9 protein-coding genes are annotated in these 4770 nt (G+C 41.4%); all 9 read right to left on the bottom strand.

Going from position 1 to position 4770, the window contains the following annotated elements; all coding sequences use genetic code 11:
• Positions 1-75: 75 nt before the first annotated feature.
• Positions 76-189, bottom strand: coding sequence for a 50S ribosomal protein L36 (gene rpmJ / locus K6G87_RS10220; protein ID WP_022754357.1), 114 nt, complete (start codon positions 187-189; stop codon positions 76-78).
• A 170-nt stretch (positions 190-359) separates the two neighbouring features.
• Positions 360-578: a translation initiation factor IF-1 gene (gene infA, locus K6G87_RS10215; RefSeq protein WP_022754358.1), complete on the bottom strand. Its 219-nt coding sequence runs from the start codon at positions 576-578 to the stop codon at positions 360-362.
• A 26-nt stretch (positions 579-604) separates the two neighbouring features.
• Complete coding sequence (map, locus tag K6G87_RS10210; RefSeq protein ID WP_296836631.1) at positions 605-1369, bottom strand: type I methionyl aminopeptidase; 765 nt, start codon at positions 1367-1369, stop codon at positions 605-607.
• Positions 1370-1382: 13 nt separating this feature from the next.
• Positions 1383-2024 (bottom strand): adenylate kinase, encoded by a 642-nt coding sequence (locus K6G87_RS10205; RefSeq protein ID WP_296836629.1) that lies wholly within the window; start codon positions 2022-2024, stop codon positions 1383-1385.
• Positions 2025-2121: 97 nt separating this feature from the next.
• Positions 2122-3441 (bottom strand): preprotein translocase subunit SecY, encoded by a 1320-nt coding sequence (gene secY, locus K6G87_RS10200; protein ID WP_296836627.1) that lies wholly within the window; start codon positions 3439-3441, stop codon positions 2122-2124.
• Positions 3441-3881 carry a 50S ribosomal protein L15 gene (gene rplO, locus K6G87_RS10195; RefSeq protein WP_296836625.1) on the bottom strand — a complete coding sequence of 147 codons (441 nt, stop codon included), beginning with the start codon at positions 3879-3881 and terminating at the stop codon, positions 3441-3443. Before rplO ends, secY begins: the two co-directional genes overlap by 1 nt.
• 17 nt (positions 3882-3898) lie before the next feature.
• Positions 3899-4084 carry a 50S ribosomal protein L30 gene (rpmD, locus tag K6G87_RS10190; RefSeq protein ID WP_296836623.1) on the bottom strand — a complete coding sequence of 62 codons (186 nt, stop codon included), beginning with the start codon at positions 4082-4084 and terminating at the stop codon, positions 3899-3901.
• Positions 4085-4098: 14 nt separating this feature from the next.
• A complete protein-coding gene (gene rpsE / locus K6G87_RS10185) occupies positions 4099-4608 on the bottom strand; it encodes a 30S ribosomal protein S5 (protein ID WP_296836621.1) in 510 nt (169 codons plus the stop codon).
• Between the two features lie 18 nt (positions 4609-4626).
• The coding region (locus tag K6G87_RS10180) for a 50S ribosomal protein L18 (RefSeq protein WP_296836637.1) at positions 4627-4770 on the bottom strand (144 nt) is incomplete at its 5' end.

The following is a 4770-nucleotide window of genomic DNA, read 5'->3' as shown; positions in this document are numbered from 1 at the left end:
GTAATATACGTAGGCTCTACGATATATTAATCGAACAGACATTTGCCGCTTTGCGCGGCGCCCGGACGAATCGAATTATCCCTGTCTCTGCTTGTGCTTAGGGTTTTCGCAGATAACACGAATGACACCCTTTCTCTTAATAACCTTGCACTTCTCGCACATAGGCTTAACAGAAGATCTGACTTTCATCCCGACTCCTTTCCTGTAGTTTCCCACATTCTTTATGTCATACTACCTCTTCACATAAAAAGACGCAAAGAGAGCCTTCTACGCAGAAGACCGTTTTATAGTATAGCGCAAAATAAAATAAAATGCAACAAATTTACCGCAAAAATTTCAGTAAATTTTTTCAGGAAAAATTACTTGTCTCTCCAAATGATTCTACCCTTTGTAAGATCATATGGTGAAAGCTCCATAGTAACCTTATCTCCGGGAAGGATTCTGATAAAGTTCTGTCTAAGCTTACCGCTTATATGAGCCAGAACTACATGTCCGTTTTCAAGTTCTACACGGAACATTGTGTTAGGAAGTTTCTCAATAACTTTTCCTTCGATTTCTATTACATCTGCCTTAGACATTATTCCCTCCTTGCTTTGTGCAGCATTTATTCCTCATCTTCAAGCATTGTCAATATTTCAGGTTCGCCATCGGTAATTGCGATTGTATTTTCATAATGAGCAGCAGGTAATCCATCTACTGTCACAACTGTCCAATCATCATCAAGCCATCCGACTTGTCTTTTGCCCATGGTTATCATAGGTTCAACACAGATCGTCATGCCTTTCTGAAGTTTGATGCCCCTTCGAATCTGTCTGTAGTTTGGTACATTGGGGTCTTCGTGAAGACTCTGTCCTATTCCATGGCCTGTCAGTTCATGTACTATTCCATAACCATATTTTGTAACATACTTATCAACGGCTTTGGATATCTCATAGAGTCTGTTACCGGCGCGTGCCATCTTTATTCCCTCAAAAAAGCTCTGCTTCGTAACATCTATAAGCTTTTGCTTTTCAGGACTTATATTTCCTACGCCCCATGTTCTGGCAGCATCTGAATGCCATCCTTTATAAATAAGGCCGGTATCGAATGTAACAATATCGCCTTCCTGCAATATTCTGTCAGCTCTGGGTATTCCATGAACTACCTCTTCATTTACAGAGATACAAATGGAAGCCGGAAAGCCTTCATAATTCTTGCAATTAGGAATACCACCCATTTTTCTGATCAGTTCTTCTCCTAAGGTATCAATCTCAAGAGTTGACATACCCGGGCGTAATGCCTGATGTAATTCTGCATGCACCTGTGCTAAGAGGTGCCCTGATTGTCTCATCAGATCAATTTGATCCGGTGTCTTTAAATAGATCTGCATAACAGGACCTCAATTATCCAAGGATCTTAACGATATCTTCAAAGACATCATTCATATCTTTGGTTCCATCTACTGTTTTAAGGATATTTTTGCCATCGTAATAGGTTATAAGAGGTTGTGTCTGTTCATGATAAACGCTGAGACGATTCTGAACTGTTTCAGGCTTGTCATCATCTCTTTGTACAAGCTCACTACCACAACGATCACAAATGCCTTCCTGTTTCGGAGGAATGTGCTCGATATGATAAGTAGCTCCACATTTAAGACATGCACGTCTTCCAGACATTCTTCTTACGATGTTCTCATCAGGAACTTCTACATTGATAGCATAGTCTATCTTGTCAGAAAGCTTTGTAAGCTCTTTATCAAGTACATCTGCCTGAGGAATAGTTCTTGGGAATCCATCAAGAACATATCCGTCCTTGCAATCATCCTTTGCTACTCTGTCTAAAAGAAGCTCTACTGTAAGTTCATCAGGAACAAGCTGTCCCTTATCCATATACTCTTTGGCTTTTTTTCCAAGTTCTGTACCATTTTTAATATTTGATCTAAAAAGATCTCCCGTTGAAATGTGCGGAATGTTGTACTTGTCACAGATCATCTGTGCCTGAGTTCCTTTTCCGGCACCGGGTGCTCCCAGCATTATAATCTTCATTCCCCTGTCTCCTCTTTTATGTATACAATCTTTTATGTCAACGTAAAAGAAGGTCGGGCCATGCAAATCCATGAAACCCGGCCTCTTTTTATAATTCTCAATCGTCTAAAAAGCCTTTGTAATTACGAACAAGCATCTGAGACTCAATCTGCTTAACTGTTTCCAGTATAACACTGACAACGATGATAAGAGAAGTGCCACCAAATGATACATTAGCATTAAAAAGTCCATTAAATACGATTGGAAGGACCGCAATGATTATCAGGCCACTTACACCAATTAAGATGATGTATCTAAGCATGGTCTGCAGATAATCGCTGGTTGGCTTACCAGGTCTGATACCAGGAATAAATCCACCCTGCTTTTTAAGATTGTCTGCAATCTCAAGCGGATTAAATGTAATGTCAGTATAGAAATAAGCGAAAAATACCATAAGCAGTACATAAAGTACAAGACCTAAGCTATATTTCCACTGTGAAGGCTGGAACCACTGGCCTTCGTTGAGGTATTTAAGAACCTCGCTCCATACTCCTGTTCCGTTATATCCCAGAAGCTGAGATACAATAATAGGGAACTGGAAAAGTGACATTGCAAAAATGATAGGCATAACGCCGGCTGTATTAACCTTAAGTGGAATCTCTGCTCCACTTGAACCTACAAGACGTCTGCCCTGCAGCTTCTTAGCATACTGTACCGGTATCTTACGCTCTGCATCATTGAGCAGGATTACAAGAAGTACCATTCCAATGATTATTGCAAGAATGATAAGTCCATAAACAACCTTCTGAACAACAGAATGGTTCATAAGGAACTGCTCATAAAGAGTTCTTAAATCCTGCGGCATTCTTGAAACAATGTTGATTGTGAGGACAATAGATATACCATTACCTACACCATAATCAGTAATTCTTTCACCAATCCACATAAGGAATGCACTACCAGCAGTAAGCGCTACAACGATTTCTACACAATATACCCAGTTCTGAGATTTGATAAGAAGTCCGTTGCGATAGAAACCTACTGCCATAGCAATTGATTCTACAAGCGCAAGTGCTATTGTGATGTAACGAGTAAGATTTGTAAGTTTCTTACGACCTTCCTCTCCATCATGCTGCCATTCCTCAAGAGCAGGAATAGCAATAGTCAGCAACTGAATAATGATTGAAGACGTAATATAAGGTGTAATATTCAAAGCCAAAATTGACATAGACTCGAATGATCCACCAGTAAAACGATCCATAAGACCTAATGATCCACTTGCTGTAAGTTCAGCAAACCATGCTGAAAACTGATCACCATAAATACCGGGAACAGTTATTAAAGTTCCAAGCCTGATTACTGCAAGCATCAGAAGTGTAAAAATAATCTTGCTTCTGATCTCTCTGATTTTGAATGCATTCTTTAGGGTTGTTAGCATCAGATCACCTCAGCTGTTCCACCAAGAGCCTCGATTTTTTCTTTTGCAGATGCACTGAATGCATTTACTTTAACCGTAAGCTTCTTAGTTAATTCTCCGCCACCAAGAATCTTAACACCATCATTTTCCTTCTTGATAATGCCCATTTCCTTAAGTGCGCTGACAGTAACTTCAGCTCCGTTATCAAATGCTTCCAGTCTGTCAACATTGATAGCTACATAATTCTTTGCATTGATGTTCTTGAAACCTCTCTTAGGAAGTCTTCTGAACAAAGGCATCTGACCACCTTCGAAACCAGGTCTTGGTGCTCCTGAACGAGCCTTCTGACCCTTGTGACCCTTACCAGCAGTCTTGCCGTTTCCTGAGCCGTGTCCACGGCCCCTTCTAAAATTATCGCTCTGCTTGGAACCATCAGCAGGTCTTAAGTTGGATAATTCCATGGTAAGAATACCTCCTATTAAACTTCTTCAACCTTAACAAGGTGATTGATCAGACGAATCTGGCCCTTAGTTGCATCGTTGTCAGGAAGAACAACTGTCTTTCCGATCTTACGAAGGCCCATGGACTCTGCAATCGCTCTGTTCTTGGGAACCTGACCGATCAGGGACTTGGTCAGAGTAATCTTTAACTTCTTGTCTGCCATTTTTTTACTCCTCCTTACGCCTGAACTTCCTCAACGGACTTATTGCGCTTCTTAGCTACTTCTTCAGGGCGCTTAAGCTCTGAGAGTCCGGTAAGGGTTGCAAGAACAACGTTCTGCTTATTGTTTGAGCCGAGAGACTTTGTACGGATGTTCTTGATTCCTGCAAGCTCACAAACGATACGAGCAGGACCGCCGGCGATGATACCGGTACCTTCGGGAGCTCTCTTAAGGAGAACATTTGAAGATCCGTACTGTCCGATGAAATCATGAGTAATGGAGTTATTCTCATCAAGTGCGATCTCGATGATGTGCTTCATAGCATCTTCCTTGCCCTTGCGGATTGCTTCGGGAACTTCCTTTGCCTTTCCGAGGCCTACTCCAACATGACCATTCTTGTCACCTACTACTACAAGTGCTGTAAAACGGGAATTGCTTCCGCCCTTAACAACCTTGGTAACTCTCTTAATGGTAACAACCTTATCTTCTAATTCCAACTGGCTTGCATCTACGATTGTACGTTTCATGTATTTCCTCTTCCTTTCCTAGAATTCCAGGCCAGCTTCTCTGGCTGCCTCAGCTAATGCTGCGACTTTACCCATGTAGATAAAACCGCCTCTGTCGAAGACAACCGTCTTGATTCCCTTCTCGAGTGCACGCTTTGCAATTACAGTGCCAACGTATGCTGC

This window comes from Butyrivibrio sp. (assembly GCF_024699075.1).
The sequence above is the reverse complement of the archived record's forward strand: the minus strand, read 5'-3'. Positions and strand labels throughout refer to the sequence as shown.

Bases quoted from the DNA above. Each gene is read 5' to 3' on its own strand.
- rpmD (WP_296836623.1), bottom strand. From the start codon at position 4,084: ATGGCAGACAAGAAGTTAAAGATTACTCTGACCAAGTCCCTGATCGGT.
- K6G87_RS10205 (WP_296836629.1), bottom strand. From the start codon at position 2,024: ATGAAGATTATAATGCTGGGAGCACCCGGTGCCGGAAAAGGAACTCAG.
- rpmJ (WP_022754357.1), bottom strand. From the start codon at position 189: ATGAAAGTCAGATCTTCTGTTAAGCCTATGTGCGAGAAGTGCAAGGTT.
- map (WP_296836631.1), bottom strand. From the start codon at position 1,369: ATGCAGATCTATTTAAAGACACCGGATCAAATTGATCTGATGAGACAA.
- infA (WP_022754358.1), bottom strand. From the start codon at position 578: ATGTCTAAGGCAGATGTAATAGAAATCGAAGGAAAAGTTATTGAGAAA.
- rpsE (WP_296836621.1), bottom strand. From the start codon at position 4,608: ATGAAACGTACAATCGTAGATGCAAGCCAGTTGGAATTAGAAGATAAG.
- rplO (WP_296836625.1), bottom strand. From the start codon at position 3,881: ATGGAATTATCCAACTTAAGACCTGCTGATGGTTCCAAGCAGAGCGAT.
- secY (WP_296836627.1), bottom strand. From the start codon at position 3,441: ATGCTAACAACCCTAAAGAATGCATTCAAAATCAGAGAGATCAGAAGC.